The sequence below is a fragment of the Nonomuraea sp. NPDC050733 genome, from assembly GCF_040654215.1.
Lineage (GTDB): Bacteria > Actinomycetota > Actinomycetes > Streptosporangiales > Streptosporangiaceae > Nonomuraea.
On the sequence record NZ_JBFAHO010000014.1, the window covers coordinates 106,546 to 132,941 of the forward strand.

At 72.5% G+C, this 26,396-nt stretch carries 24 protein-coding genes and 1 pseudogene; 14 read left to right on the top strand and 11 right to left on the bottom strand.

What is annotated here, in order from left to right; translation table 11 throughout:
• Positions 1–39: 39 nt before the first annotated feature.
• Positions 40–636 carry a molybdopterin-dependent oxidoreductase gene (locus AB0H64_RS23020; protein WP_357627779.1) on the bottom strand — a complete coding sequence of 199 codons (597 nt, stop codon included), beginning with the start codon at positions 634–636 and terminating at the stop codon, positions 40–42.
• Between the two features lie 303 nt (positions 637–939).
• Here AB0H64_RS23020 and aroF point away from each other — a divergent pair, with 303 nt between their 5' ends.
• Positions 940–1,971, top strand: a complete 1,032-nt coding sequence (gene aroF / locus AB0H64_RS23025) for a 3-deoxy-7-phosphoheptulonate synthase (protein ID WP_357627782.1) — start codon at positions 940–942, stop codon at positions 1,969–1,971.
• A 93-nt stretch (positions 1,972–2,064) separates the two neighbouring features.
• Here the strand turns inward: aroF and thiI are convergent, their stop codons facing one another.
• Positions 2,065–3,261 carry a tRNA uracil 4-sulfurtransferase ThiI gene (thiI, locus tag AB0H64_RS23030; RefSeq protein ID WP_357627785.1) on the bottom strand — a complete coding sequence of 399 codons (1,197 nt, stop codon included), beginning with the start codon at positions 3,259–3,261 and terminating at the stop codon, positions 2,065–2,067.
• A 215-nt stretch (positions 3,262–3,476) separates the two neighbouring features.
• Between thiI and AB0H64_RS23035 the strand changes: the two genes are divergently transcribed.
• Entirely contained in the window at positions 3,477–4,613 is a 1,137-nt protein-coding gene (locus tag AB0H64_RS23035) for an MHYT domain-containing protein (protein WP_357627788.1), read from the top strand.
• A 52-nt stretch (positions 4,614–4,665) separates the two neighbouring features.
• The gene (locus AB0H64_RS23040) at positions 4,666–5,511 is read left to right on the top strand and encodes an MHYT domain-containing protein (protein ID WP_357627791.1); all 846 of its coding nucleotides are present in this window, start codon (positions 4,666–4,668) and stop codon (positions 5,509–5,511) included.
• 195 nt (positions 5,512–5,706) lie between these two features.
• Here AB0H64_RS23040 and AB0H64_RS23045 read toward each other — a convergent pair whose 3' ends face one another.
• Positions 5,707–6,732, bottom strand: a complete 1,026-nt coding sequence (locus tag AB0H64_RS23045; RefSeq protein WP_357627794.1) for a 6-phosphofructokinase — start codon at positions 6,730–6,732, stop codon at positions 5,707–5,709.
• A gap of 396 nt (positions 6,733–7,128) precedes the next feature.
• On the opposite strand from AB0H64_RS23045, the pseudogene AB0H64_RS23050 reads away from it, so the two are divergent.
• Both AB0H64_RS23050 and AB0H64_RS23055 read left to right on the top strand, forming a co-directional pair.
• Positions 7,129–7,868, top strand: a pseudogene (locus AB0H64_RS23050) (NmrA/HSCARG family protein).
• Positions 7,869–7,953: 85 nt separating this feature from the next.
• On the top strand, positions 7,954–8,631 hold the full coding sequence (locus AB0H64_RS23055) for an SDR family NAD(P)-dependent oxidoreductase (RefSeq protein ID WP_357627796.1): 678 nt from the start codon (positions 7,954–7,956) through the stop codon (positions 8,629–8,631).
• A 52-nt stretch (positions 8,632–8,683) separates the two neighbouring features.
• On the opposite strand, the gene AB0H64_RS23060 is transcribed toward AB0H64_RS23055, so the two are convergent.
• A complete protein-coding gene (locus AB0H64_RS23060) occupies positions 8,684–9,856 on the bottom strand; it encodes an MFS transporter (RefSeq protein ID WP_357627799.1) in 1,173 nt (390 codons plus the stop codon).
• Between the two features lie 185 nt (positions 9,857–10,041).
• Here AB0H64_RS23060 and AB0H64_RS23065 point away from each other — a divergent pair, with 185 nt between their 5' ends.
• Positions 10,042–10,797 carry a Clp protease N-terminal domain-containing protein gene (locus AB0H64_RS23065; RefSeq protein ID WP_357627801.1) on the top strand — a complete coding sequence of 252 codons (756 nt, stop codon included), beginning with the start codon at positions 10,042–10,044 and terminating at the stop codon, positions 10,795–10,797.
• Positions 10,798–10,815: 18 nt separating this feature from the next.
• On the opposite strand, the gene AB0H64_RS23070 is transcribed toward AB0H64_RS23065, so the two are convergent.
• Both AB0H64_RS23070 and AB0H64_RS23075 read right to left on the bottom strand, forming a co-directional pair.
• On the bottom strand, positions 10,816–12,063 hold the full coding sequence (locus tag AB0H64_RS23070; protein WP_357627804.1) for a N,N-dimethylformamidase beta subunit family domain-containing protein: 1,248 nt from the start codon (positions 12,061–12,063) through the stop codon (positions 10,816–10,818).
• A 105-nt stretch (positions 12,064–12,168) separates the two neighbouring features.
• A complete protein-coding gene (locus AB0H64_RS23075; RefSeq protein ID WP_357627807.1) occupies positions 12,169–13,071 on the bottom strand; it encodes a beta-propeller fold lactonase family protein in 903 nt (300 codons plus the stop codon).
• 118 nt (positions 13,072–13,189) lie between these two features.
• On the opposite strand from AB0H64_RS23075, the gene AB0H64_RS23080 reads away from it, so the two are divergent.
• The gene (locus AB0H64_RS23080; RefSeq protein ID WP_357627809.1) at positions 13,190–14,017 is read left to right on the top strand and encodes a helix-turn-helix domain-containing GNAT family N-acetyltransferase; all 828 of its coding nucleotides are present in this window, start codon (positions 13,190–13,192) and stop codon (positions 14,015–14,017) included.
• A 38-nt stretch (positions 14,018–14,055) separates the two neighbouring features.
• Here the strand turns inward: AB0H64_RS23080 and AB0H64_RS23085 are convergent, their stop codons facing one another.
• Positions 14,056–16,266, bottom strand: coding sequence for an MMPL family transporter (locus tag AB0H64_RS23085; protein WP_357627812.1), 2,211 nt, complete (start codon positions 16,264–16,266; stop codon positions 14,056–14,058).
• 98 nt (positions 16,267–16,364) lie between these two features.
• On the opposite strand from AB0H64_RS23085, the gene AB0H64_RS23090 reads away from it, so the two are divergent.
• Entirely contained in the window at positions 16,365–16,967 is a 603-nt protein-coding gene (locus AB0H64_RS23090; RefSeq protein ID WP_357627814.1) for a TetR/AcrR family transcriptional regulator, read from the top strand.
• On the opposite strand, the gene AB0H64_RS23095 is transcribed toward AB0H64_RS23090, so the two are convergent.
• Both AB0H64_RS23095 and AB0H64_RS23100 read right to left on the bottom strand, forming a co-directional pair.
• Positions 16,961–17,995, bottom strand: coding sequence for an alkaline phosphatase PhoX (locus AB0H64_RS23095; protein ID WP_357627817.1), 1,035 nt, complete (start codon positions 17,993–17,995; stop codon positions 16,961–16,963). The two genes, AB0H64_RS23090 and AB0H64_RS23095, sit on opposite strands and share 7 nt — an antisense overlap.
• Positions 17,996–18,185: 190 nt before the next feature.
• Positions 18,186–18,653, bottom strand: a complete 468-nt coding sequence (locus AB0H64_RS23100) for a DNA starvation/stationary phase protection protein (RefSeq protein ID WP_357627820.1) — start codon at positions 18,651–18,653, stop codon at positions 18,186–18,188.
• 107 nt (positions 18,654–18,760) lie between these two features.
• On the opposite strand from AB0H64_RS23100, the gene AB0H64_RS23105 reads away from it, so the two are divergent.
• The 3 genes from AB0H64_RS23105 (at position 18,761) to mmuM (ending at position 23,179) form a co-directional block, all read left to right on the top strand.
• Positions 18,761–19,483, top strand: a complete 723-nt coding sequence (locus tag AB0H64_RS23105; protein WP_357627823.1) for a MerR family transcriptional regulator — start codon at positions 18,761–18,763, stop codon at positions 19,481–19,483.
• Positions 19,480–21,870, top strand: coding sequence for a VIT domain-containing protein (locus AB0H64_RS23110; RefSeq protein ID WP_357627826.1), 2,391 nt, complete (start codon positions 19,480–19,482; stop codon positions 21,868–21,870). Before AB0H64_RS23105 ends, AB0H64_RS23110 begins: the two co-directional genes overlap by 4 nt.
• A 433-nt stretch (positions 21,871–22,303) precedes the next feature.
• Positions 22,304–23,179 carry a homocysteine S-methyltransferase gene (mmuM, locus tag AB0H64_RS23115; protein ID WP_357627939.1) on the top strand — a complete coding sequence of 292 codons (876 nt, stop codon included), beginning with the start codon at positions 22,304–22,306 and terminating at the stop codon, positions 23,177–23,179.
• A gap of 123 nt (positions 23,180–23,302) precedes the next feature.
• On the opposite strand, the gene AB0H64_RS23120 is transcribed toward mmuM, so the two are convergent.
• Positions 23,303–23,734, bottom strand: a complete 432-nt coding sequence (locus AB0H64_RS23120) for a DoxX family protein (protein ID WP_357627828.1) — start codon at positions 23,732–23,734, stop codon at positions 23,303–23,305.
• Positions 23,735–23,819: 85 nt separating this feature from the next.
• Between AB0H64_RS23120 and AB0H64_RS23125 the strand changes: the two genes are divergently transcribed.
• On the top strand, positions 23,820–24,275 hold the full coding sequence (locus AB0H64_RS23125) for a MarR family transcriptional regulator (protein WP_357627830.1): 456 nt from the start codon (positions 23,820–23,822) through the stop codon (positions 24,273–24,275).
• 10 nt (positions 24,276–24,285) lie between these two features.
• On the opposite strand, the gene AB0H64_RS23130 is transcribed toward AB0H64_RS23125, so the two are convergent.
• The gene (locus tag AB0H64_RS23130; RefSeq protein WP_357627942.1) at positions 24,286–24,987 is read right to left on the bottom strand and encodes a lysophospholipid acyltransferase family protein; all 702 of its coding nucleotides are present in this window, start codon (positions 24,985–24,987) and stop codon (positions 24,286–24,288) included.
• A 146-nt stretch (positions 24,988–25,133) separates the two neighbouring features.
• On the opposite strand from AB0H64_RS23130, the gene AB0H64_RS23135 reads away from it, so the two are divergent.
• Together AB0H64_RS23135 and AB0H64_RS23140 are read left to right on the top strand one after the other, a co-directional pair.
• Entirely contained in the window at positions 25,134–25,892 is a 759-nt protein-coding gene (locus tag AB0H64_RS23135) for an alpha/beta fold hydrolase (protein ID WP_357627833.1), read from the top strand.
• A 46-nt stretch (positions 25,893–25,938) separates the two neighbouring features.
• Entirely contained in the window at positions 25,939–26,394 is a 456-nt protein-coding gene (locus AB0H64_RS23140) for a hypothetical protein (RefSeq protein WP_357627835.1), read from the top strand.
• Positions 26,395–26,396: the final 2 nt, after the last annotated feature.

Sequence of the window (26,396 nt, forward strand, 5' to 3'; positions counted from 1 at the left end):
AAAGAGCCAGATCCCGCCCTGGTTTGCCCCGATCAAGAGCTACTCGGGCCCTTCGCCCGGCTCCTCCTGATACGAGTAACGCTGCTCGCCCCAAGGGTCGGCCACGTTGTGGTAGCCCCGCTCCTCCCAGAAGCCCCGCCGGTCCTCTAACAGGTACTCCACGGCCCGCACCCATTTCACGCTCTTCCACGCGTACAGGTGGGGCACCACGAGCCGCACCGGGAAGCCGCGCTCCGCGCTGAGGGGCTTGCCGTCGAGCTCCAGCGCGAACAGCGTATCGGCGGCCGTGAAGTCGGACATCCGGATGTTGGCGCTGTAGCCGTACTCGGCCCAGATCATCACGTGCCGCACCCCGGGGTCGGGCGGCGCGGCCTCGAGGATGGCGGCCGGGCTCACCCCGCCCCACTCGCTGCCCATGATCGACCACTTGGTGACGCAGTGGAAGTCGGCCAGCACGCTCCTGCGGGGCAGCCGCTCGAACTCGGGCCAGGTGACGCAGTGCTCCTGTCCGGAGGCGGTCGCGCCGAAGACGCGGAAGTCCCAGCTCTCCGGCTTGAAGGCGGGCACCCTGCCGTAGTGGATCACGGGCCGGCCGCGCGGCACGTACTGGCCTGGCGGCAGGCGCGACTGCTCCACGGGCACTCCCCTCGCACGGTCTCGTGGTCCGGAGCCATCCTCCCACCCGGGTCGCGGGGGATCCGCGTCCGGGTGCGATACGTGTTCCCCGGCGGTGCGCTAGTATGACGGGACTATGCGCACCGCGATCCAGTTTTGGTATGGCGACGGACCCGAGTCCGTTCGCCATCTGACGCTGCGCTAGCAGACAGGCGAACGAAAGGCCCCGGGTCCGTCAGGACCCGGGGCCTTTCGCGTTGTCCGGACAGTTTTCACTTCCCGAGTTTCCCTTCCCTTCCAGAGTTTTCCGTCAAGGAGGCACAGATGGTGATCGTGATGAGCCAGGAGGCCACGCGCGAGGACGTCGAGTCGATCGTGGCGGTCGCCACGGCGGCCGGGGTCGAGGCGTTCGTGAGCAGGGGCGTGCAGCGCACGATCGTCGGCCTGGTGGGCGACGTCACCCAGCTCGACGCCGCGGGGCTGCGCGGCATGAACGGCGTGCGGGACGTGATGCGCGTGTCGACCCCGTACAAGCTGGTGAGCAGGGAGAACCATCCCGAGCGTTCGACCGTCCACGTGGGCGGCGTGCCGATCGGGCCCGGCACCGTGACGCTGATCGCGGGCCCGTGCGCGGTGGAGACGCCCGAGCAGACGCTGGGGGCGGCCCGGATGGCCCAGGCGGCGGGCGCGACGCTGCTGCGCGGCGGCGCCTACAAGCCGCGCACGTCGCCGTACGCCTTCCAGGGACTGGGCGAGCAGGGCCTGCGCATCCTGGCCGACGTGCGGGAGGAGACGGGCCTGCCGATCGTGACCGAGGTGGTCGACGCCCACGACGTGGCGCTCGTCGCCTCGTACGCCGACATGCTCCAGGTCGGCACCCGCAACGCGCAGAACTTCGGGCTGCTCCAGGCCGTGGGCGAGTCCGGCAGGCCGGTCATGCTCAAGCGCGGCATGAGCGCCACGATCGAGGAGTGGCTCATGGCCGCCGAGTACATCGCGCAGCGCGGCAACCTCGACATCGTGCTGTGCGAGCGGGGCGTCAGGACGTTCGAGACCGCCACCCGCAACACGCTGGACATCTCGGCGGTGCCGGTCGCGCAGCGCCTGTCGCACCTGCCGGTGATCGTGGACCCGTCGCACTCGGGCGGGCGGCGTGACCTGGTGCTGCCGCTCACCCGCGCGGCCGTGGCCGTGGGCGCCGACGGTGTGATCATCGACGTGCACCCGCAGCCGGCGCTGGCGCTGTGCGACGGCCCGCAGGCGCTGGTGGACGGCGACCTGGACGAGCTGGCCACGGTGCTGCGGGACCTGCCGCCGCTGCTCGGCAAGACCGCCGCGGCGCCGCTGACCGTCTGACGCGCCCGCTGATGTGCCCGTCCCGCCACGAGCGACCTGCCGTGGTACGGCGGCCCGGCCACGAGCCCGCCGCCGTACCGCCTCACACGGGCTCTACAGGGTGTACTCCTGGATGGAGTCGGCGAGCTGGACGGCCAGCTCCTCGGCGTCGAGGCGCTTCTCGATCTGCTTGAGGTCCTCGATCTTGGCGCGGGTCTCGGCCCGCTTGGGGGCGAGGAGGCTGCAGCAGTCCTCGTCGGGCAGCTCGGAGATCTCCAGCGTGCCGATGCGCCGGGCCTCGGCCATGATCTCGGTCTTGTCCCAGCCGACCAGCGGGCGCAGGATCGGCAGCTCGACGGCGTGGTCCTGGGCGGTGATGTTGGTCAGCGTCTGGGAGGAGACCTGGCCGAGCGCGTCGCCGGTGATCAGTGCCGCGGCGCGGATGCGGTGGGCGACCTCCTCGGCGGTCTTGAGCATGAGCCGCCGCTGGGCGATCACCGCGAGCCGGTCCTGGCCGGAGGTGCGGATCGACTGCTGCGCCTTGCCGAACGGCACCACCCACAGCCGCGACTGGCCCTGGAAGCGGTCGAGCTTGCGTACGAGCGCGTACGCCTTGTAGATCGACTCCGAGGTGGTGAACGGGATGCCGGAGAAGTGCAGGAAGTCGACGTGCAGGCCGCGCCGCATCATGCGGTAGGCCGCCACCGGCGAGTCGATGCCGCCCGACATGAGGACGAGTGCCCGGCCGCTGCTGCCGACCGGCAGCCCGCCCTGGCCGGGCAGCCCGCCGGTGAAGACGAACACCTCGTCGCGGTCGACCTCGATGTGCACGGTCAGCTCGGGGCGCCGCAGGTCGACCGGCAGGCCGTACTCGTCGTTGATGGCGCCGCCGACGAGCCGGTCGAGCTCGTTGGAGCGCAGCGGGAAGCGCTTGTCGCGGCGGCGGGACCGGACCGCGAACGGCGCCTTGCGCCGGACCTCGTCGGTGTCGCGCACCAGCTCGATGCCGGCCTTCAGGACGGTGTCGGGGTCCTTGGCGACGCGCCAGGCGGGGTGGATCCAGACCAGGCCGGGGACGTCGGCGACCCGCCGGGCCACGGTCTCGGCCTGCTCGGGGGTCGAGCCGGCCGGCAGGAAGATCGCGACGACGCCGTGCCTCTTGCGCACGTCTAGCTCCAGGCCGAGCTCCTTGAGGGCGTGGCGGATGTTGGCGATCAGGCGCCGCTCGAACAGCTCGCGATTCTTGCCCTTGAGGACGATCTCGCCCAGCTTGAGCAGAACGCACGGCTCGCCCAGGGCGGACATCGTCATGGCGGAACCTCCGGGGAAGACAGGGATGCGCGCCGCGGGCAACGCCGCGACCCATCGAGTTTAGTCCGCCGCCGGCCTCACAGCTCCGGCCGGGCGGCTGTGAGCAGTTCTCATGTTCCGAACACGCTCACTTGACAGATAGTCGGGTTATCCATGCGTATGGGACAGGACAACTGGCACAATCCGGTGACCCCTATTGCAAGGAACTCCACCGTATGTCTTCCGCTGTAAACCACTTCACCCACGGACTCATCACGCCGGTCCTGGCCTACGTGATGTCGTGCATGGGCTCGATGCTCGGACTGCGGCTGACCGCCCAGGCTCGCGCCTCGCGCGGCGCCTCGCGGGTGCGCTGGCTGCTCGGGGCGGCCGTCTCCATCGGAGGCACGGGCATCTGGGTCATGCACTTCATCGCGATGATGGGATTCCAGGTCGAAGGCACCCAGATCAGGTTCGACGTGCCCCTCACCGCCGCCTCCGCGCTGGTCGCGATCGTGGTCGTCGGCACCGGCCTGTTCCTCGTCTCGTACGGCCGCGGCCGGGTGCTCGCGCTGCTCGGCGGCGGCCTGCTGACCGGCCTCGGCGTGGCGAGCATGCACTACCTCGGCATGTACGCGATGAACATGTCCGCGCACGTCTCCTACGACCGCACGATCGTCGCCGCCTCGGTGGTCATCGCGGTGGTGGCCGCCACCGCCGCCCTCTGGTTCACCATGCGGGTCAGGAGCCCGGTCTGGATCGCCGGCGCGGCCCTGGTCATGGGCGTGGCCGTCTCCGGCATGCACTACACCGGCATGTACGCGCTCATGGTCACGGTCGACCCCGAGCCCGGCGTGGTGAGCGGCGCCGACGCGCTCGACTTCCTGGTGCCCCTGATGACCGTGATCAGCCTGATCACGCTGACCATGCTGCTCATGGTGATCCTGTCGCCCTCGGAGCAGGAGCTGAACGAGGACGCGGAGCTGACGGCCCGCCTGGAGCTGCGCCGGCGCACCCGGCAGCAGCTCACCGACACCCCGCTCGCCGAGGCCACGCCCATGGTCGGCACCGGCCGGCGCCCGCAGGGCGGCCCGCTGTTCGCCGCGCCCGTCCCCGACCAGCCCTTCGCCCCCGGCGCCTACGCTCCCGGGGCCCAGCCGCACGGCTCCCCCGCGCCCGATTCCTTCACCCCCGGACCGCAGCAGGCCCCCTACTCCGGCCGTCCGTATCCCGACGCCCAGGCGCAGCCCGGACAGGGCGCGCCCGTCATCCCGTTCCCCGGCACGCCCGCCGGGCAGCACCAATCGCCCGAGCTCGCCGCCGACCCCCGGCAGCAGCCTTCCGGAAAGAGATCACGATCTCGCCGTAGGTAGTTGATTTCGGTCGAGCCGAGCCCGATACTCCAGGCATTGCTGAGGGGGGCTCATGTCACCGATCGACCAGTTCTCGTACGGGTTACTCACGCCCGTTCTCGCCTACGCCATGTCCAGCGTCGGCTCACTGCTCGGCCTGCTGCTGGCGTCGCGGGCGCGCCTGATCGGCGGGAGGGAGAGCCGCTTCTGGCTGGCCGGCGCGGCGCTCGCCATCGGCGGCACCGGGATCTGGACCATGCACTTCATCGCGATGATCGGCTTCGCCGTGGAGGGCACGGAGATCAACTACGACGTCCCGCTGACCGCCGCCTCCGCGCTGCTCGCCGTGGCGGTGGTGGGCGCGGGGCTGTTCCTGGTCTTCCGGCGCGGCGAGCAGGGTCCGCGCATGGCCGCGGGCGGTGAGCAGAGTCCGCACCTGATCGCGGGCGGCGTCCTGACGGGCCTCGGTGTGGCGGGCATGCACTACCTGGGCATGGCCGGGATGCGCATGGACGGCCACGTCTCCTACGACCCCGTCACCGTGGTCCTGTCGGTGGTGATCGCGATCGTGGCGGCGACGGCCGCGCTGTGGTTCTCGCTGCGCGTCCGGGGCGCCCTGCGCACCGGCGGCGCGGCCCTGGTCATGGGTGTGGCCGTCTCCGGCATGCACTACACCGGCATGTACGCCATGGCCGTGGAGGTGCACTCCGGCGGGACGACCGTCGGGGGCACCGAGCCGATCGACTTCCTGGTGCCGCTCGTCGTCGGCGTCAGCGTGGTGACCGTGGGCCTGCTGCTGGCCGTGCTGCTGTCGCCGTCGGAGCGGGAGGTGCGCGCCGAGCGGGAGTTCAAGGACCGCATGCTGGGACGTGAAAGGGGCGCGCCGGAAACAGATCTGTTCGGCACGCCCCGTGGATGACGCCGCCCGTGGCCGCCCCCGTGACCTTCCGGGCGGGCGTCTCCTGGGTACGGCTCGCGCCGCGTAGTGGGCCGCCAACTCGCCGCGGCGCAAGCCGTACCCGAAGGGGATCGTCGGTGACCCCTCGGCTCCGAAGGTACGGCCCGCCGCTTGCAGGCGGCTTACAGGCCACTTCCGGCCCGCAGGCCCGCGCCTCTAGCCGAAGAAGACCTCGGCCTCGGCGTATCTCTCCACCGGCACGGTCTTGAGCTCGGAGGTGGCCTCGTCGAGGCCGACGCGGACGATGTCGGTGCCGCGCAGCGCGACCATCGTGCCGTGGTCGCCCTCGTGGGTCGCGTCTATGGCCTGGAGCCCGAACCGGGTGGCCAGCACCCTGTCGAACGCGGTGGGCGTGCCGCCACGCTGGATGTGGCCGAGCACGGTGGTGCGGGCCTCCTTGCCGGTGCGCTTCTCGATCTCCTTGGCCAGCACCTCGCCGATGCCGCCCAGCCGTACGTGGCCGAACGCGTCGAGCTCGCCGGCCTGCAGCGCCATCTGCCCCTCGATCGGGTGGGCGCCCTCGGCGACCACGAGGATGGGCGAGTAGCGGGTGCGGAAGCGGGACTCGACGTACTCGCAGACCCGGTCGATGTCGAACGGCTTCTCCGGAATGAGGATGACGTTGGCGCCGCCCGCCATGCCGGCGTGCAGCGCGATCCACCCGGCGTGACGGCCCATCACCTCGCAGATCAGCGCGCGGTGGTGGGACTCGGCGGTCGTGTGGAGCCGGTCGATGGCCTCGGTGGCGATGTTGACGGCCGTGTCGAAGCCGAAGGTGTAGTCGGTGCCGGACAGGTCGTTGTCGATGGTCTTGGGCACGCCCACGACCTTGACGCCGCGCTCGAACAGCTGCCGGGCGACCCCCAGCGTGTCCTCGCCGCCGATGGCGATCAGCGCGTCGACGCCGCCCGACGCGAGGTTCTCCTTGATCCGGTCGACGCCGCCCTCGATCTTGATGGGATTGGTGCGCGAGGACCCGAGGATCGTGCCGCCGCGCGGCAGGATGCCCCGCACGGCCTGGATGTCCAGCGGCATCGTGTCGCCTTCGAGGGGCCCGCGCCAGCCGTCGCGGAACCCGACGAACTCGTGCCCGTAGACGCTGACTCCCTTGCGGACGACGGCCCTGATGACAGCGTTGAGACCGGGGCAGTCGCCGCCCCCGGTCAGCACTCCAATACGCATGACGGGTTCCTCCCGTTGGGCTTCACACGACCAGAACCGCATTGTGCCCACATCCGCGGGCACTGGTCTAGACCAAACGCGGGGCGTAGTGATCGCCAGACCCTCAGGACGTCGCCTGCCGCATCCCTACCCGGGTCGCATACGGCACAATCCGGAAAGACGATCTTCGCCGTGGGTCCACCGGCCCGTCGCCGTCGTGGTTGCCGCTGACGGCCCCGGCCGGCGGGGCCAGGACACCGAAGCCGAAAGCCGCCCTGTCAGGTGTCCATCAGCCGGACCGTTGCGGGCCGGGCCGCGACGCGTTCCATCGAGTCGACGCACAGCCGCTGGAGAAGCTCTTCCCTGGTGCGGTGCCGGCGCACCCTGCTTGCTCCGATAAGAGGCGGTTATCCCACCATGTCTGCTTCCCGGGTAGTTCTCGTCACCGGCGCCACCGGCAACCAGGGCGGAGCCACCGCCCGCCGGCTGCTGGACCGCGGCTGGGCGGTCCGCGCGCTGGTGCGCGACCCCGGCAAGCCCGCCGCCCAGACGCTGCGCGACCAGGGCGCCGAGCTGGTCCGGGGCGATCCCGACGACCCCATCGCCGTGACAGCGGCATCGACCACCTGGGCTACAGCTCCGCCGGCGGCGCCGAACGCCACACCGGCATCGACCACTTCGATAGCAAGGCCGAGATCGAGCGGTACATCCTGGCGCTGGGCATACCCGCCACCATCCTGCGGCCACGGCCGGGTTCTTCACCGGTGTTCTTCATGAACAACCTGCTGCACTACGCCGACGCCGAGGGCGAGCGGCTCCTGTCCCTGCCGGCCAAGCCGGACCAGCCGATGCAGTTCATCGCCGCCGACGACATCGGGGTCTTCGCCGCGGACGCCTTCGACGATCCCAGCCGCTTCGTCGGCCGCCAGGTCGAACTCGCCGGCGACGAGCTCACCTTCCCCGAGGTAGCCGAGATCTACGAGCCCGTCACCGGGACCCCGACCCGGTTCGAGGCGCTACCGATCGAGGAGCGCATGTTCGAGTGGTTCGCCGAAGAGGGTTACCAGGCCGACATCCCGGCCCTGCGCCGGCAGCACCCGGACCTGCTGACTTTCGAGCAGTTCCTGACCCGGCGGCTGCATCCGGGCCGGTCCTGACCCCGCGCCCACCCCGGCCAGGGCTGGCCAATCGTTCCCCCGACGGCGATGATCAGCCTTTGCACCGCGGAGAACGGGAGCCGTCATGGGAGACGTACTGGTGACCGGAGCCACCGGAGGGATTGGAACGGCGCTGGTCAGCGCGCTCGTGGAGGCCGGGCATCGGGTGATCGCCGTGGGGCGCGACGTCGGGCGGCTGGACGTGCGCGGGATCGAGGCGGACCTGGCCGAACCGGAGACGCTGGCCGCCGCCGTGGCAAAGCTGGAGGAGACGGGCGAACTGGCGGACGTGCAGGCGGTGGTGCACTGCGCGGGGATCTCCCCCGTCGAGGCCGTCGCCGAGGCCGGCCCCGAGACGTGGCGGCGGACGATGGCGGTGAACGTGGCCTCCGCCGCCGAGCTGGTACGGCTGACCCTGCCCGCGTTGCGGCGGTCCAGGGGCCATGTGGTCTTCGTCAACGCCTCACCCGGGATGACCGGCGTCCCCCGCTGGTCGGCGTTCGTCGCCAGCAAGGCGGCACTGCGCGAACTGGCCGATTCGCTGCGCGAGGAGGAGTCCGTCCATGGGGTACGCGTCACCACGATCTATCCCGCGGCGACGGCGACCGACCTGCTGGGTGAGGTCAGGAGCGCGTTCGGGCGCCCGTACGATCCCGAGGCCTGCATCCGGCCGCAGACGCTGGCCGCGATGATCGTCTGGGCGCTGAGCGCACCGGCCGACGCCTACGCCTGCGAGCTGTCCGTCCTGCCATCGCCGCGCTGACCCTCCTGCCAGAAGTGGACCATCGCCCGGCCCCCTTGGCTCTCGATTCCGACTACGTAGTGTCGCGGAAGAGCCGCCACAGGGCCAGGTCGTAGCCGATCTTCGTGACCCCGGCGAACAAGAACGGCGCGGCCAGGCTGACCGATTGCAGTACGCCTGCCAGCGCCGGTCCCAGGGGCCTGGTGAGGTAGCGGGCGGTGTTGGTGATCGCGGCGGCGGCGGTGCGTTCCTCGGGCGGGACCATCGCCATCACGTACGCCTGCCGGGCGGGCACGTCCATCGACGACAGGCAGGCACGCCCGAGCAGGAGGGCGATCGCCGGCGCGAGGGAGGGAGCGAACGGCACCGCGGCCAGCATGACGTTGGCGGGCAGGTGGGTGAAGACCATCGTGGGCAGCAGCCCGATCCGGTCGGCCACCCGCGGCGCGGCCAGCAGCGAGGCGGTCTGGAGGATCCCCGCCACGGCGAAGGTGATCCCGATCGTGTGGGTGGTGGCCCCGAAGCGGACCGCGAGCCAGTAGCCGACATAGGCCTGGATGACGAACCCGCCGGCGAGGCTGTCGGTGGCGAACAGCCCCGCCAGGCGGGCCACCGGGCCGTGGGAGCGGGCCAGTATGCGCGATTGCGGTGGTCCGGGTGCGGGAGTCGGCGCCGGAGCTTCGACGGTGGCGGGCAGCCGGCGGGCGAGGAGCATTCCGGCGGCGGCTGTGCCGGCCAGGATGCCGCCGAGCAGTACCCTGCCGGCGGGCAGGCTCCCCAGGAGCGCGCCGAGCGTCCCGGCGACGGCGGCGATCGCGTTGTAGAGGCCGAATCCCCGCACGATCTGCCTCTGGGGGCGGCCGGTGCCGGCCAGCATGACCTGTTCCAGCGTGGTGAACGGCCCGGACTCGATGACCTCGACCGACATCGCTCCGCTGAAGGCGGCCACGGCCAGCAGCCACCAGGGCAGACCGGTGGCGATGACCAGGCCGCACAGGAGCAGGGCGGCGTACAGGCCCGCGTAGGCACGGCGGCGGCCGAGACGGTCGCCCCACCGAGCCAGGACCAGACTGGCGAGAAGACTGCCGACCAGAACCGCCGCCAGCACCAGACCGACCTCGGTGGCCGACAGCCCGTCGCTGCCCATGAGCGCGCCGAGCTGGACGGCGGCCACGCCGTACCCGAGACCGCGAAACGCCTGCGACGCCAGCAGCACGCCCACGGTGCGGTCGTGGGCAGCGCTCATGCCGGTTCGCTAGCCGACACGCTGACCGGCGAAAGAATGTACGGAAAGGTCCATGATTCGATCATGGACCGAAACCCGTGGCTGTGACGGCTGTTTCCTGGCATTGACCCCAGACGTCTGGACACGCGGCCTCAAGGCGTCAACCTTCGGTTGACGTCCGAGTGTCGTCAACCTATGGTTGACGCATGGATGGAACCGTTCGCCTCGACGAACTCATCAACGCGATCAAGAGCCGTCATCCCGACGGCGACCCGCTGGGGCAGCTCGCCGACGCCGTCGTGCTGGGTGAGCAGCTCGGTGAGGTGGCCGACCACCTGATCGGCCACTTCGTGGACCGGGCCCGGCACTCCGGCGCCTCGTGGACCGAGATCGGGCGCAGCATGGGCGTGACCAAGCAGGCCGCTCAGAAGCGCTTCGTGCCCAAGGAGGCCTCGCTGGCCGAGGACCTGCGCTCGTACGGGCGCTTCACCGAGCGGACCCGGGCCGTCATCGTGGCCGCGCAGACCGTGGCCCGGGAGGCCGGGGCGGGGCACATCGAGCCCGAGCATCTGGTCCTCGGGCTGCTGAGCGAGCCGGGGTGCCTGGCCGTGAAGGCGATGGACAAGCTCGGCGCGCCGCCCGGCACGGTGCGTGAGGCCATGGAGGCCTTCGCGTCCAACCGGCCCGGTGACGACTCGGCCGCCGGGGCGGAGCCGGGTGCCGGGGGGCCGCCGTTCTCGCCGCAGTCCAGGAAGGCGCTGGAGCTCACGCTGCGCGAGGCCCTGCGGCTCGGCCACAACTACGTCGGCACGGAGCACGTGCTGCTGGGCGTGCTCTCGCTGGACGACGGCCCGGCGGCGCACCCGGTCGCGACGGTGCTGGAAGGGCTCGGCGTGACCAAGGAGGCGGCGGAACGGGAGATCAGGGAGGCCCTCGCCGGCATCCTCCGCGACCGCGGTTGACCGGCCTCCGGGGCTCAGCTAGCCGGCGGCCGGCGGGGACGGGAGCAGGCGCGGGCCCGGCGCGCGGTCGCGGGCGATCCGTCGCAGCAGCTCGTGCAGGCCGAGGGGCGTCCGCGCCGGTCCCGGCGCCTTCCAGCGGGGGCACGGGCCCTCGCAGCGGATCAGCCGCCCGTACAACCCGACGCGGGTGCGTCCGGGGCCGGGGTGCAGGAAGGCCAGGGGCGCGCCGCTCCGGCCGGCACGCGTGAGGGCGGCGCGCATGTCCGGCGACCAGTACGCGTCCCACCCGGGGGACACCACGGCCCGCGCCCCGCGCAACGCGCCCGGTGTCAGGTCCACGCTGGTCAGGTACGCCAGCGGCACCCCGCTCCGCTCGGCCACGGCGACGGCGTGCCGCTCGTAGGCGGTGAAGAAGTCTGCGCCCGTCCCGTCGTAGGGCCGGTCGAAGGTGACCTTCGGCGCGGGCCCGCCGCCGGTCGCGAGGTCCTGGCCGCCCCAGGTGTTGTGCGCCTGCCAGGTGGTGACCGCGTTGACGAGGACCACGCGGCCCTGCGCGGAGGCGGAGCGGACGGTGATCGGCACGTACCGGCCGCCTCCGGTGGAGGCGTCGAGCCGCACCAGGTAGGCGCCCTCCCTCCAGCCGGTGGTGTCCACGGTCAGGGAGGGCCGCCAGTGGGCGGCGGTCACCATGCCGCCGACGATGATGGGCGCCGCCTGGCGTACCCCCGGAACGGCCTCGGACCGCCAGACCGGCTCGGGACTGGCGCCCATGCGGAAGGCCCGCGCGGTGAAGGTCGGCGCGGTCGTGGACACCAGCAGCCGGAACCGCTCGCCCGGCAGCACGCTGACGCGGTCCGCGTAGCCCTCGATCTCGTGCTCGCCGCCCTGCTCGCCGACGCGCCACGCGGCCCGCGCGCCGCGCGCCCCCTGCCGCTCGAGGACCGGCCCGGCCGCCTGTTCACCATCACCCGGCCTCCCGGCGTCCGGGCCCGCCCCGCTCCCGGAGGGCCGGCCGGAGACGGCGGGGGTGGGCAGCGGCGAGGGGCTCGGGGGCGGGGCGAGGCCGGGCGGCGGGGCGGCGCCGCACCCGGCGGCGAGCACGAGCGCCAGCCCGGCGGCCGTGACCCTGAACGCCGTGACCCTGAACGCCGGGAGCCTGAACGCCGGGAGACCGGACGCGGGAACACCGGATGCGGGAACACCGGATGCGGGAACACCGAGGGTGAAGCCCCGCGACGACGCCTTGGCGGCGGGAGACGTACGCACGGGACCCCATCGTCACGACCCCGGACCGGACCGGCCGCCACTTGACCCACTCCTTACGACCCCCGTACCCCGCCGCGACACGGCCCCCGTACCCGGCCGCGACCGTCACACCGGCAGCACGCAGCCCGGGCTCTCCACCTCGTAGGCCTCCCCCGTCGGCACCGGCACCCCGTCCTCCAGCGCGAACACCGTCACCACGCCCGCGTGCTGGTTGGCCACGTACATCCGGTCGCCGTCGATGGCGAAGTGGCGCGGCCAGGCGCCACCGGAGGGCACCTCCGCCACCAGGGTCAGGTCGTCGGCCCGCAGCACGGAGACGGTGTCCGGGCCCCGGTTGGCCACGTACACGAAGTCTCCCGCCACCTCCAGGTGGGACGGCTGGTTGCCGGAGCCCGCCCGCGAGGCGGAGCCGGTCACGCGGCTGTCGCCGTCGATGGCGGTGACGACGCCGTCAAGCTCTCCCACGACGTACAGGCGCGACCCGGCGAAGGCCATGTGGCGCGGGCCCGTGCCGGGCGGGAGGCGCAGCGGCTCCAGCGGCTCCCCGTCGAGCGTGTAGCGGCGGATCTCGTCCGTGCCGAGGTCGCTGACGTGCAGGACGTCCTCGTGGAAGACCGCCTGGTGGGCGTGCGGGCCCTCCTGGCGGTCGGTCACGGGGCCGGAGCCCTCGTGGCGCAGGGCGGCCGCCGCGCCGGTGAAGGCTCCGCGCTCGTCGAGCCGGTGCAGGGAGAGGGTGCCGTCGCCGTAGTTGGCGACCGCGAGGAGCGTGCCGGACGGGTGGACGGCCACGTGGCACGGGAACCGGCCCTCGCTGGGACGCTCGGCCAGTGGCGACAGGCCGTCCTCGGCCCCGAAGGCCGTGAGCCAGCCCTGCTCCAGCTCCCCCACCGCGTACAGCACCGGCAGATCGGGATGGGCGGCCAGGAATGACGGCGAGGCGATGCGGGTCAGCTCGCCGTCACCCGTGACGATGCCCGGGCCGTATCCGCCTATGTACAGGTGCTTCACGACAAGCGTCCTCTCATGGTTGACTGGGGCAATGAATTCGTTGACCCAAGCAAAGGTTTCTGAGATCAGAGCCTTCAACCGGTTCTATACGAAGGTCATCGGGGTTCTCCAGGCGGGGATGCACGACTCGGCGTACTCCCTCACGGAGGCGCGGGTGCTGTACGAGCTGGCGCACGCCGAGCCGATGGAGACCGGGGAGCTGCGCGGGCTGCTGGGGCTCGACGCGGGCTACCTGAGCCGAATCCTCGCCCGGCTGGAGGGCGACGGGCTGCTGTCGCGGGAGCGGTCGGCCGCCGACGCGCGCAAGCAGGTCGTACGGCTCAGCGACGCGGGCAGGACCACGTTCCGCACGCTCGACGCCCGGTCCGGCGAGGAGATCCAGCGGATGCTCGGCGGCATGGCCGAGGGCGACCAGGAGCGGCTGATGGCAGCCATGGCCGCGATCAGGCGACTGCTCGGCGACGCCCCGGAGCGCGAACCGTTCGTGATCCGGCCGCCGCGCACCGGCGACCTCGGCTGGGCCGTCCAGCGGCACGCCGACATCTACAGCCGCGAGTACGGCTGGGGCATCGCGTTCGAGCGGATCGTGGCCGGGCTCATGGGGAAGCTGGACTTCTCCTCCCGCGACGCGGGCTGGATCGCCGAGGCGGGCGGCGAGCGGCTGGGCTGCGTGTTCTTCGAGCACGTCGACGACGGCACCGCCAAGCTGCGGATGCTGCTGGTCGAGCCGTCCGCCCGGGGGCTGGGCCTCGGGCGGCGGCTCGTCGAGGAGTGCGTGCGCCACGCCGCGGACTCCGGGTACGAGCGGATCACGCTGTGGACCCGCGACTGCCTGGTGAGCGCCCGGCGCATCTACGCGGGGCTGGGATTCGTCCTGGAGTCCAGCGCGAAGGGGCAGGAGAACGGCGTCGAGGTGATCGACGAGATCTGGTCCCGCGACCTGTGACGGGCGCCGCCCGTCAGCACGCCGGCAGGCCCGGCCCGTCAGCGCCGCCGGCCCGGCCACCAGTTGAGCGGCCCGGCCAGCCGCATCAGGCTGGGCACCAGCACCGCCCTGATCACCGTCGCGTCCACCAGCACGGCAACCGCCATGCCGACGCCGAGCATCTGCACGAACGTCACCCCGGCGGTGGCGTACGCGGCGAAAGACAGCGCCAGGATGCCGCCCGCCGCGGTGATCAGGGGCGCGCCCCGCTGGAGGCCGGCCGCCACGGCCTCCGTGGTGTCGCCCGTCCTGGCGTACTCCTCCTCGATCCCGGACAGCAGGAACACCTCGTAGTCCATGGACAGGCCGTACGCGATGCACAGCATGAGGATGGGGATGCTGGGGTCGAGGCTGCCCGTGGGCGTGAACCCGAGCAGGCCGGACAGGTGCCCGTCCTGGTAGACCCAGACGAGCGCGCCGAACATGACGCCGAGGCTGAGCAGGTTGAGCACGGTCGCCTTGACCGGGATGAGCAGGCTGCGGGTCATGGCGAACAGCAGGACGAACGTGACGCCCAGCATCAGCCCGAGGACCAGGGGCAGCCGGTCGACGATCGAGGCCCGGTAGTCCGCCAGCTCCGCCGGATAGCCGCCCACCAGTACGGGGAACGGCGGCTCGACGGCCCGCACGGCCGCCACCAGCCGCACCGGGTCGCCGGCCAGCGCCTCGGCCGAGGGCACCACCGACAGCCACGTGCCCTCCTCGCCGGTGAAGCGGGCCGTGGTGAACCTGGACGGGTCTCCGGCGCCGGTCCGCCGACCCTTCGCGTACGAGCCGGCCGCCGAGTCGACCTGGGCCACGCCGGGCAGCCTCGACAGCGCCACGGCGTAGGCGTCCACCGGCCCGCCGGTGCCTGGTGCGGCGGCCCGGCCCCGTGAGACGACCTGGATGGCGTCGGTCTCCTCGGCGGGGAAGCCCTGCCGGATCACCTCCTGCGTCTGCCGGGCCGGGGCGTCGGCCGGCAGGATGCGGTCGTCGGCCACGCCGAACCGCAGCCCCATGAACGGCGACCCGAGCAGGAGCAGCAGCGCGGTCGCCAGGCCCCCGAAGATGAGCGGCCGGCGCATCACCCGGCCGGCGAGCGCGTGCCAGAAGCCGCCGGCCCGCTCCCGCCCGCCCCGCCGGGGCAGGAACGCGCCGCCGGCGTAGGCGAGGACAGCCGGCAGCACGAGCACGGCCGCGACCATCCCTCCGGCGACGACGGCGATGCCCGCGTACGCGAACGAGCGCAGGAACCCGAACGGCAGCGCGAACAGCACCGCCAGCGAGGCGGCCACGGTCAGCCCACTGAAGAGCACGGTCCGCCCCGCGTGCTCGACGGCCGCGGCGACCGCCTCCACCCGGTCCAGCCCGCGCCGCGACTCCTCGCGGAAGCGGGCGATCATGAACAGGCAGTAGTCGACGCCGAGCCCGAGGCCCATCGCCAGCGTGAGGTTGAGGGCGAAGGTGGAGATCTCCGCGAACGCGAGCACCCCGCGCAGCAGCGCCAGCCCGACGACCATGGCGAACACCCCGGCCAGGATCGGCACCAGGGCCGCGGCGACCCGCCTCTGGTAGAGCCAGAGCAGGACGAACACCAGCGGGAAGACGATCAGCTCGGCGCGGACGAAGTCCTGGCGGGCCAGCGGCACGGTCTGGCGGAACACCTCCTCCCCTCCCCCGGCCCGCACCTGGAGGAGCGCGTCGCCCCGGGTGATCTCGGGGACCAGGCGGGGCAGCACGTCCTGCCGGACGTGGCCGGCGTCTCCGGGGACGCGCACGACGATCAGGGCGTGCCGGCCGTCCTCGCTGCGCAGGGTCGCCGGGTTGCCGCGGGTCCAGTACGAGGCGGCCTCGGCCACGCCGTACGAGCCGGCCACGCGGGCGGTGAGCGCCCGGCCCGCCTCGGCGACGGCGGGGTCGTCCACGGTCCCGATCCTGGGGCTGACCAGGAAGATCAGGTCGGGGCTGCCGGTGGCGAACCTCGCGGCCAGCTCGGTCTGCGCCTGGTCGGACTCGGAGCCGGGCGCCTCGAACCTGGCCAGGGACAGGCGCGGCACCGTGCCTGCCGCGAGGGCGGCGGCGGCCACCAGCAGGGCAAGGGCGAGCGCGAGAACCGTACCGCGCCGCCGGGCGAGGAGGCGGCCGAGCCGGCGCAGTGGCGGCCCGCCCTCGCGTACGGGCGGCGGAGGGCCGGTGTCCGGGACCACAGGCGCCGTCGGGTTGGTCATGCGGGCTCCCCGAAAAAGTCGGTAATCTACTCGTGTTTCGTTCTTCGAGGCTCAGGAATACAAGTAAATGCTCGTATTTGTCAACGGGGAGGGCCGCCATGACTGAGCGCGTGGTGCGCAGGCAGGCGCGCGGGCTGAGGCGCATGGCGGAGATCCTGGACGCGGCGGAGCTGGTGATCGCCGACGTGGGCTATCCGGAGCTGACGACCAACCAGGTCGCGGCCCGGGCCGGGCTGTCACCGGGGTCGCTGTACCAGTTCTTCCGCAACAAGGAGGAGATCCTCGACGGGCTGGTGGCGCGCTACACCGACGAGCGGGAGGAGTTCTGGGCGGCCAGGCTGGCGGAGGTCACGCCGGAGGTGCCGCTGGAGGCGCTGGTCGGCCGGCTCGTGGACGAGAGCGTGGCGTTCAAGACGCGCTCGCCCGCGTACTGGGCCCTGCTGTACGGCTCGGCGACCGGCGACAAGCTGGCCGCCGCGGCGGCGCGGCTGCACGAGGCGATCGCCGGGCAGGTCGCGGCCATGCTGCGGCGCCGCTCCCCCGGCCTGGAGCCGGCCCGGGCGCTCACGCTCGGCACGATGGCGGTGGCGGCCGTGAAGGCGGTCATGCCGCTCGTCACCACGGCTCCGCCGCAACGGGCGGAGGAGCTCGTGGCCGAGCTGAAGGTCATGCTCGTGCGCTACCTGGGCGGAGATCAGTGACGGAAGGGGCCGGCCACCTCGAAGGTGTGGCCGTCCGCCGGGTCGCCCGCCGGGCCGCGCCGGGAGGAGAAGTACAGATGCGAGCCGTCGGGCGAGAACGCGGGCCCGGCCAGCTCGGACGCGGCGTGGCCCGTCAGCAGCAGGAACGGGCTGATCGTCCGGTCGGGGGTGATGACGTCGATCTGCATGGTGTCCCTGGCCACGAAGAGGTCGCCGGACGGGGCGGCGGTGACGGCCCGCACGCCCTCGCACAGCCGCTCGATCGTGGACGTCTGCGCGTCGTAGGCCCACAGGCCGCGGTCGCCCTTGGTGGTGAACCAGCAGACGCCGCCGGCGTAGTGGCAGCCCTCGGCGCCGTCGAACCGGCGCGCCTCCTCCACCTGGTGGCGCGCGGCCTTCAGCAGCGCGGCGGGTGACGGCACCGGCCGCCACGCGCCCGAGACGCACAGCACCTCCAGCCGGCCCTCGGTCAGGTCGCCCCAGTCGCCCGGCACGAACCGGTAGAAGCACCCGTCGGCCTCCCCCTCGGTGAGGTAGACGACCTCCCGGTCGGGGTCGCACGCGGCGGCCTCGTGCTTGAAGCGGCCCATGGCCAGGCGGGGGCGGGCGGCGCGGGTGCCGTACGGGTCGCACTCGAAGACCCGCCCGCGGTGGCCGAGCTCGCACGACAGCCACGTGTTCCAGGGGGTGGCGCCGCCCGCGCGGTTGAGGTCGGTGCCGGACAGGATGCGGTAGGCGTCGGCGACCGCCCCGCCGGGCCCGAACCTGATCGCCGCGGCGCCGCCGAGCAGCGGCAGGTCGGAGTTGGAGACGTAGATCCAGCCGGTGCCGTCGGGGAAGCAGGCGCCGCCGTCGGGCGCCGCGTGCCACGTCAGACCGGCCACCCTACGGCCCGTGCGCGCCACCACCCGGCCGGTGAACCCGGCGGGCAGGACCAGCCCGTCGCCGCCGTACGGTGCGAGCGGGCCGTACGGGCCCACCGCCTCCCGGCGGAGCGGGCCCGTGCGGAGGAGAGTCTTGCGGGACATGGTCAGGCCTCCCTCTGGGTCCACGCTAGTCGACAGCATGGACATGAATGGCGGGATCCCGGACACCGAACAGCACGCGAACCGCGGCCCACCGGCCCCTCGCAACCGTGCATATCGCCCACGCCCCCGCCCTCCGGCAGCAGAAGCCCGGGGGCCGCACGGGCTCCCGGGCTTCGCCGGCGCGACGCGGTCAGCGCTGGGCCTGGAACATCCAGCGTTCCTTGTCGATGTCCTGCGCTATCGCGATGAGCACGTCTTGGGTGACCGGGTCGGGCTCCTCCGTCTGCTCGATCCGCTCCCGCATCCGCCGTCCGACGCCGTCGAGGATGTCGGTGATCGTGGCGATGACCTTGCCGTCCTCGACCCAGCCGCTCTCCGGCTGCGCCAGCTTGGTGCTCTTGGCCAGGGTGGAGGAGCGGCCGTCGGGGTTGATCCCCAGCGCCGCCGCGCGCTCGGCCACGGTGTCGGCGTGCTCGCGCGCCAGCGAGACCAGCTCGTCGAGCTGGAGGTGGATCGAGCGGAAGTTCGGCCCCACGATGTTCCAGTGCATCTGCTTGCCGACGAGCGACAGGTCGATGAGGTCGACCAGGGCGCCCTGCAGGCACTCGGCCACCGTGCTCTTCGCCTCGCCCGAGAGCGGTCCGGTGATCTGCACCATGATGTTCTTCCTCCCCGTAGTAGGACATCTCTCCTTCTTCTGAACCAATTCGCCCGCTTTAATCCTGCACATTGACACTGCAACAGTGACAGTGTCATCGTGGAGACATGGATGACACCTGGACCATCGGCGAGCTGGCCGAGCGGGCGGCCGGCCTGCTGCGAGCCGGCGGGCCGAACGGCAACGGCCGGGTGCGGGAGGTGCCGGGCGAGCGTCTGATCAGGTGGTACACGACGATCGGCCTGGTGGACCCGCCGCTGTCCCGGCGCGGCAGGGTCGCCCGGTACGGCCGGCGCCACCTGCTGCAGCTCGTCGCCGTCAAGCGCCTGCAGGCCGCCGGGCTGTCGATCGCCGACATCCAGGTGGCCCTCGCGGGCGCCACGGACGCCATGCTGGAAGCGGCCACCCACCCGGACGCCACGCTGGAAACGGCCGCCCGCCCGGAAACCGCTCCACCGCAGACCGGCCGCCCGGACGCCGCCGTGCCACCGGCCGCGCGGCTGGACGGGAAGGCCGTCTCCGTGTCCCGTCCCGATGGCGCCTCTTCCCCGGGCCCTACGGCCGGGGGCGGCGGGTCGCCCGAGGGAGAGGCCGCCCGCTTCTGGGCCCGCACCCCACGCGACCTGCCCCCTGCCCCAGCCATCGCATCAACCGCCCGACAGGCCGCCGGAGAGGCGGCAGGCGGGCTGGTGCGCGGGATCAGGATCGCGCCCGGCGTGACGCTGGTGCTCGACGGCGCGGGCCGCGTCCCTTCCACCGACGACGTCCAGGCCGTGCTCGGCGCGGCCGCCCCGCTGCTGGCGGTGCTCGAAGAGAGGAAGCTCGCATGAAGATCGTTCCACTCGAGGCCGAACGGTGCCGGCCCGTGCCGGACGCCGGGTTCGGCGCCCTGCGCACCGACCGGGGCAACCTGCCGCTGGACAGCGTGGACGTCACGGCCGCGATCTCCGGCCTGGTCGCCGGGGTGGAGGTGGCCCAGGGCTTCCGGAACCCGTTCGACGTCACGCTGGAGGCGACATACGTCTTCCCGCTCCCCGACCGGGCGGCCGTGACGGCGTTCCGGATGGAGGCCGACGACCGGGTGATCGAGGGCGTGCTCAAGGAGCGCGGCCAGGCGCGGGCCGACTACCACCGGGCGCTGCGCGAGGGCAGGCGGGCGGCGATCGCCGAGGAGGAGCGGCCGGACGTGTTCACGATCCGGGTGGGCAACATCCTGCCCGGCGAGCGGGTCACCGTCCGGATGTCGCTCAGCCAGCCGCTGCCGTACGAGGACGGCGCGGCCACGTTCCGCTTCCCGCTGGTGGTGGCGCCCCGCTACATCCCGGGGACACCGCTCGACGGCGCGCCCGCCGGGGACGGCACGGCACCCGACACCGGCGCGGTGCCCGACGCCTCGCGGATCACCCCGCCGGTGCTGCTGCCCGGCTTCCCCTCGCCGGTGCGGCTGTCGCTGGCCGTGACCCTCGAACCCACCGGGCTGGACCTGCGCGACGTCTCCTCCAGCCTGCACGTCGTGGAGGAGGACGCCCACACGGTACGGCTGCGCCCCGGCGAGCGGCTGGACCGGGACTTCATCCTCAGGCTGGCGTTCGACGCCTCGACCTCACTCCAGCTCGACACCAGCGAGAGCACCGGCGAGAGCACCGGCGAGAGCTCCGGCGCCGGGGGGACGTTCGCGCTGACCGTCGTCCCGCCCGCGCTGGAGGCGCCGCGCGCCCCCCGCGACCTGGTGCTGCTGCTGGACCGTTCGGGCAGCATGGCGGGCTGGAAGATGGTCGCCGCCCGGCGGGCCGCCGCCCGCATCGTCGACACCCTCACCTCCGCGGACCGGTTCGCGGTGCTGACGTTCGACTCGGTGGTGGAGCAGCCGTTCGAGGGGCTCGTGGAGGCGTCGGACCGCAACCGGTACCGCGCCGTCGAGCACCTGTCCCGCGTGGACGCCCGGGGCGGCACCGAGCTGCTGGAGCCGCTGCGCGAGGCCGTGTCGCTGCTGCCGCCGGCCGAGGGCCGCGAGCGAGTGCTCGTCCTCGTCACCGACGGCCAGGTGGGCAACGAGGACCAGATCCTGGAGCAGGCCGGCGGCGCGCTGTCGGCCATGCGCGTCCACGCCGTCGGCATCGACCGCGCCGTGAACGCCGGCTTCCTCGGCAGGCTCGCCGGGCTCGGCGCGGGCCGGTGCGAGCTGGTCGAGTCGGAGGACCGGCTCGACGCCGCCATGGAGCAGATCCACCGGCGCATCGGCGCGCCCCTGGTCACGGACCTGGAGCTCAAGGGCCTCGACGTGGAGCCGGGCACGCTCACGCACCTGGGCTCGATCTTCCCGGGCGTGCCGCTGCGGGTGTACGGGCGTCACCGGGGCGGCGGGCCGGTGACCGTGCGCGGCCTGGCGGCGGGCGAGCCGTGGGAGCGGCAGGTCGCCGGGACGGCCGTGGACAACCCGGCCCTGCGCGCCGTCTGGGCCCGCGCGCACCTGCGCGAGCTGGAGGACCGGTACGCGATGGGCGAGCACGAGCTGGAGGAGCGGATCGTCCGCGTCTCCCTGGAGCACGGCGTGCTGTGCAGGTTCACGGCGTACGTGGCGGTGGACAGCAGGACGGTGGCCGAGGGCGGGCCGGAGCACCGGGTCATCCAGCCGGTCGAGCCGCCGAGCGGGTGGGAGATGCCGTCGGCGCCGGCGATGCCCGGGTTCATGGCGCAGGCCGCGGTGATGGCGGCGCCGAGCCCGATGCGGGCGTCCGCGCCGACGTTCGAGGCGGCGTTGGACCAGGGGATCCCGATGAGCCCGGGCGGCGCTCCGGCCGCGGGGGACGCCGGAGGCTACGGAGGCTCCTCGGGCGGTTCGGTGGGGCCGCGGGGCCCGATGTTCGGGCGGCCGGGGGCGGTGCCGCGTCCCGCCCGCCGCGCCTCGCGCGAGCTGGGGTCGGTACGGGGACAGCTCGTGGCGGAGCTCGACCGGCTCAGGGCGCTGCACACGGCCGACGCGCTCTACCTGGCCGACCTCGGCTCCCGGCTGGCGGCTCTGTCGGCGTACCTGGGCGGTCAGGCGGAGCTGTCGGACCTGGCGCGCGAGCTGGAGGCGGCCGAGCGTCCGGGCACGGACCTGATGGCACTGCGGCGGCACGCCATCGAGGTCCTCACGTCCCTGACGGACGGCGGCGGCCCCGGCGGCGGCCCCGGGGAGGAGCCGCCGCGCGCTCCCTTCTGGAAGCGCGCCTGACGAGCCGGTCCCGTCCTGACCATGACCCGGTCAGGACGGGACCGGCGTTCCGGCGATATTCCGACGTGCGCGGCAATGCGGAGAGAACCGGCGAAATCGCACAGCGTGCCGAATGCGTTCCGCCATCATGACGGCGCGGTCCGGCACAACAGAAAGAGGCCCGAATCTCTCCCGAGAGCGCCGTGCGGGAAATGTCACGACTCGCGCCCCAGCGTGACGCGACCCTGCGTGACACCTTCCCCATGCCCTGTGACCTGCCGCCGCGCCTCCCGGGCCGGACCTCAGGCAAGGTGCCACCACAATCGCCGAAATCCGCCGATAAATACGGACCAGGAACGACGGTCGCCTTTCCCGGTAAACGCGGAAAACCCGCGCCCATCGGCGCCCCCGAAATACCGCACACCGTCCGGTCCGGTACGGCGCGGCCCATAGGCTGGAGCGTGTGAGCACTCTTGTCCTGGATGGCGGCCTGGCCACCCACCTCGAAACGCTCGGCGCCGACCTGAGCGACGAGCTGTGGTCGGCGCGGCTGCTGATGGAAGACCCGGACCTGATCCGGCGCGTCCACGCCGACTACTTCGCGGCGGGCGCCCACGTGGCGACCACGGCCAGCTACCAGGCGTCGATCCCCGGCTTCCTGCGGCGCGGCGCGAGCGTGGCGCAGGCCGAGCGCCTCATCAGGCTCTCGGTCGAGCTGGCCGCGCAGGCGCGCGACGAGGCCGGGGGCGGGCTGGTGGCGGCCAGCGTGGGCCCGTACGGGGCCTGCCTGGCCAACGGCGCCGAGTACACCGGCGACTACGACCTCGGCGAGGAGGGGCTGCTGGCCTGGCACCGGCCCCGCTGGGAGATCCTCGCCTCGGCCGGCGCCGATTTGCTGGCCTGCGAGACCATCCCGTCGTACGCGGAGGCGCGGGCGCTGGCCCGGCTGCTGAAGGAGACGCCGGGACTCAAGGCGTGGGTGAGCTTCTCCTGCCGGGACGGCGAGCACATCAGCGACGGCACGCCCATCCGCGAGGCGGCCGCCCTGTTCACCGGCGACCCGCAGGTGGTGGCGGTGGGCGCCAACTGCATGGCGCCGCGCCACGTGCCCGGTGTGATCGCGGCCCTGTCCGGAGGGCTGCCGGTGGTCGTCTACCCCAACTCGGGTGAGACGTGGGACGCGGAGGGCCGCCGCTGGCTCGGGCTGACCGATCCGGTGGAGTACGGCCAGGCGGCCAAGGAGTGGGAGCGCGCGGGGGCGTCCCTGATCGGCGGCTGCTGCCGCAGCACCCCCGACCACATCAGGCAGATCCGCACCCACCTGTCCTGACCCCTCGGCCGGCCCCGACCCCTCGGCCTGCCCCGACCTCCGGCCGGGCGCCGAGCGAGGCGGGCAGCCCCCTCCGGGCGCGGCGCGCCCCGGCCCTGGCCGAGGCGCGCGGCCCGAACCGGGTCAGGCGGAGGCGTTCACCGATGTGTCGCGGCGGCGGCGCAGCAGCGCGTCCACCGCCAGGGCGCCGCCCCCGGTGAAGCCGACCGCCAGCGCCCCGGCGGCGAGCGACAGCACGAACTCGTAGCCGCCCTTGTCCGCGCCGAACCCGCTGGCCCCGTGGACGAACACGATCGCGCCCACCATGTCGAGCGCCAGCAGCGTGCCCGCGACGGGCAGCGCCGCGCCGAGGATCAGCGCCAGGCCGCCGGCCACCTCCAGCACCGCGACGGCCGGAGCGGCGACACCGGCCAGCGGTACGCCGATCGACTCGAAGAACTTCGTGGTGCCCGCGATGCCCATGACGGCGAACTTCTGGTAGCCGTGCACGAGGAAGATGACGCCGAGCGCCACCCGGGCGAGCAGCAGGGCGACGGGGCGCGCCTGGTCGATCATGCTGTCTCCTCAGACAAGTGAGTCGTTCAGTTTTGAACGACTGTAGCAGGATGGTTCAAATCTGAACAACAAGTACACTTGGGCCGTGACGGACACCCGGTGGCTAGACGACAGGGAAATGGCGGCGTGGCGCGCCTTCCTGTCCACCTCTCACCTGCTGGAGCGGCGCATCGAGGAGCAGCTCAAGGCCGCGGCGGGGCTGACGCACCCGCAGTACGAGATCCTGGTGCGGCTGGCCGACGCCCCCGGCCGCCAGTTGCGCATGACGGAGCTGGCCCGGGACGTGGTGGTGTCGAAGAGCGCGCTGACGTACCAGATCACCCGCCTGGAGCAGGCGGGCCTGGTGGAGCGCGCCACGTGCCCGTCGGACGACCGCGGCGTGCTGGCCGTGCTCACCGAGGCCGGCCTGCGCTGCCTCGAACGGGTGGCGCCGGGCCACCTCGGCGTCGTGCGCTCCTACCTCATCGACCGGCTCACCCGTGACGAGCTGGAGGTCATGACCACGGCCATGACGAAGACGGAGCAGGCCCTGCGGGATTGAGGAGCGAAGGTCAGTTCTTGGCGGCCCGGGCCGCGCGCTCCATCTCGACCTTGGCGCTGGCCGCGTACTTGTCGACGTACTCCTGGCCCGACAGCTCCATGAGCGCGTACATGATCTCGTCCGTCACCGCGCGCAGAACCAGCCGGTCGTCCTCCATCCCGTAGTAGCGGGAGAAGTCGAGCGGCTTGCCGAACCGGACGCCCGGCCGGATGCCCAGCTTGGGCAGCGGGCGTCCGGGGGGCATCATCTCGAACGTGTTGACCATGGCCCACGGGATGACCGGGGCGCGTGACTCCAGCGCGAGCCGGGCGACGCCCGTCTTGCCCTTGTAGAGGCGGCCGTCGGGCGAGCGGGTACCCTCGGGATAGATGCCGAGGATGTGGCCCTCGCGCAGCACCCGCAGGCCGGTGCGCAGCGCCGCCTCGCTGGCCTTGCCGCCGGAGCGGTCGATCGGCACGGTGCCGACGCCACTGAAGAACAGCCGCGTGAAGAAGCCCTTGACGCCCCGGCCGGTGAAGTAGTCCGACTTGCCCAGCGAGATGACCTTACGGCGCAGCTGCAGCGGACCGAAGAAGTGGTCGGCGAACGACAGGTGGTTGCCGGCGAGGATGACCGGCCCCTGCTTGGGCACGTTGTCCACGCCCTCCGTCCAGGGCCGGAACACAAGACGGAGGAACGGCCCCAAGATGGCCTTGACCACCCAGTAGAACACCCGGCCACCTCTTCCTCTGCGCTTCATCTGTGAGCAACGTCATCTTCGCATCTCACACTCGATGCTCCTACCCACCTCTCGCACAAAGGGCCTGGATCGTGCGACGATCAGGCAATTCCGGGATGAAATCCCTTCGAGGAGCTGTTATGCCGCTCATGCCAGGCGCGGAGCCGTACCATCACGAAGCAGGCCAGATCGGCGTGCTGCTCTGCCACGGGTTCACCGGCACGCCGCAGTCGCTGCGGCCGTGGGCGGAGTTCCTCGCGGAGCACGGCCTGAGCGTCTCGCTGCCCCGCCAGCCGGGCCACGGCACGACCTGGCAGGAGATGAACCACACCCGCTGGGAGGACTGGTACGCCGAGGTGGAGAAGGCGTTCAAGGACCTCCAGGGGCGCTGCGCCGAGGTGTTCGTGGCGGGCCTGTCGCTGGGCGGCTGCCTGGCGCTGCGGCTGGCCGAGGTGCACGGCGAGGCGATCAAGGGGGTGGTGGTGGTCAACCCGTCGATCGCGAACGACGTGCCGCTGATGCGGCTGGCCCCGCTGCTCAAGTGGTTCGTGCCGTCGGTGCCCGGAGTGGCGAACGACGTGAAGAAGCCGGGCGTGACCGAGCTGGCGTACACGCGCACCCCTGTGAAGGCGGCCGCCTCGCTGCCGGAACTGTGGTCGCTGGTGCAGGCCGACCTCGCCCGGGTGACACAGCCGCTGCTGGTGTTCCACAGCACCGACGACCACGTGGTGAAACCCACCAGCGTGACCGTCATCCGGCAGAGGGTCCCGCAGGCCACGATCGAGGAGCTTACGGATAGCTACCATGTTGCGACGCTCGACAACGATGCCGACAGGATCTTTGCCGGTAGCCTCGGCTTCATCAGGACACATGCCTCGGTACCCTTGCAGCGGGACTGATCGCACCCAGGGGGAAGTCGCGATCGCTGCGGAGAGGCCCATCTAGGTGACGCCCCAGAGTGACGAGGACGAGGTCTGGCGGCAGATCGTCGCGTCCTTCAACGACACCGCCGAGCGCGACTCGGCCGATCAGCCGTGGCCGGACAGCGAGAACGTTCCTCTCGACCAGACGCACCGGGTGATCCAGCCCGCGGAGTCCGCGCCGGCCGAGGACCCTGAGCCGGAGCGGGACGAGCACGACGATGAGGACGACGAGGGCCATTTCGAGCCCCCGCCCCCTCCCCCGCTGCCCAAGCTCGACCTGACCACCAAGCTGGCCTGGGCGGGGCTGTTCGGCGGGCCCGCCTACCTGCTGCTGGCCGCGATGGCCGACTGGCGGATGGAGGGCTGGGCGCTGTTCACCGCGGTGGCGGCGTTCATCGGCGGCTTCGTGGCGCTGGTGGTCCGCATGGGGGACGGCCCGCCCAACGACTCCGGCTGGGACGACGGAGCCGTCCTCTAGCT

Bases quoted from the DNA above. Each gene is read 5' to 3' on its own strand.
- AB0H64_RS23080 (WP_357627809.1), top strand. From the start codon at position 13,190: ATGCACGACTCGGCGTACTCCCTCACGGAGGCGCGGGTGCTGTACGAG.
- thiI (WP_357627785.1), bottom strand. From the start codon at position 3,261: ATGACGATGTCCGCCCTGGGCGAGCCGTGCGTTCTGCTCAAGCTGGGC.
- AB0H64_RS23040 (WP_357627791.1), top strand. From the start codon at position 4,666: ATGTCACCGATCGACCAGTTCTCGTACGGGTTACTCACGCCCGTTCTC.
- AB0H64_RS23105 (WP_357627823.1), top strand. From the start codon at position 18,761: ATGGATGACACCTGGACCATCGGCGAGCTGGCCGAGCGGGCGGCCGGC.
- AB0H64_RS23110 (WP_357627826.1), top strand. From the start codon at position 19,480: ATGAAGATCGTTCCACTCGAGGCCGAACGGTGCCGGCCCGTGCCGGAC.
- AB0H64_RS23035 (WP_357627788.1), top strand. From the start codon at position 3,477: ATGTCTTCCGCTGTAAACCACTTCACCCACGGACTCATCACGCCGGTC.
- AB0H64_RS23045 (WP_357627794.1), bottom strand. From the start codon at position 6,732: ATGCGTATTGGAGTGCTGACCGGGGGCGGCGACTGCCCCGGTCTCAAC.
- AB0H64_RS23065 (WP_357627801.1), top strand. From the start codon at position 10,042: ATGGATGGAACCGTTCGCCTCGACGAACTCATCAACGCGATCAAGAGC.
- AB0H64_RS23095 (WP_357627817.1), bottom strand. From the start codon at position 17,995: ATGTCCCGCAAGACTCTCCTCCGCACGGGCCCGCTCCGCCGGGAGGCG.
- AB0H64_RS23060 (WP_357627799.1), bottom strand. From the start codon at position 9,856: ATGAGCGCTGCCCACGACCGCACCGTGGGCGTGCTGCTGGCGTCGCAG.
- AB0H64_RS23085 (WP_357627812.1), bottom strand. From the start codon at position 16,266: ATGACCAACCCGACGGCGCCTGTGGTCCCGGACACCGGCCCTCCGCCG.
- aroF (WP_357627782.1), top strand. From the start codon at position 940: ATGGTGATCGTGATGAGCCAGGAGGCCACGCGCGAGGACGTCGAGTCG.
- AB0H64_RS23090 (WP_357627814.1), top strand. From the start codon at position 16,365: ATGACTGAGCGCGTGGTGCGCAGGCAGGCGCGCGGGCTGAGGCGCATG.
- AB0H64_RS23100 (WP_357627820.1), bottom strand. From the start codon at position 18,653: ATGGTGCAGATCACCGGACCGCTCTCGGGCGAGGCGAAGAGCACGGTG.
- AB0H64_RS23055 (WP_357627796.1), top strand. From the start codon at position 7,954: ATGGGAGACGTACTGGTGACCGGAGCCACCGGAGGGATTGGAACGGCG.
- AB0H64_RS23135 (WP_357627833.1), top strand. From the start codon at position 25,134: ATGCCGCTCATGCCAGGCGCGGAGCCGTACCATCACGAAGCAGGCCAG.
- AB0H64_RS23120 (WP_357627828.1), bottom strand. From the start codon at position 23,734: ATGATCGACCAGGCGCGCCCCGTCGCCCTGCTGCTCGCCCGGGTGGCG.